1 pseudogene is annotated in these 262 nt (G+C 39.7%); it reads left to right on the top strand.

Annotation, left to right across the window (positions count from 1 at the left end):
* Positions 1 to 39: 39 nt before the first annotated feature.
* A pseudogene (locus SB724_RS20650) lies at positions 40 to 262 on the top strand (hypothetical protein); the annotation flags it as partial.

Here is a 262-nt window from a genome sequence, read left to right on the forward strand (position 1 = left end):
GTTGATTTTTCAAAGGCGGATAAAAGGAAGGGTTCCAGAATGACTTTTGGACTTTACTGCATATTCCTTAAAGAAATACATTGTGGAGATTTGAAATATGGATGCAGCCATTATGACTATGAGAAAGGGACATTGGTATTCATTTCCCCGGGCCAGGTAATTGATGTGGAAAATAAGGTAGACTATTATCAGCCCATAGGGTATGGCCTGGTTTTTCATCCTGATCTGGTAAAAGGAACTTCTCTTGCTAAAGCGCTCAATG

Origin of the sequence: Bacillus sp. SIMBA_031 (assembly GCF_046535225.1) — a bacterium.
In the GTDB taxonomy this organism is placed as follows: domain Bacteria; phylum Bacillota; class Bacilli; order Bacillales; family Bacillaceae; genus Bacillus; species Bacillus velezensis.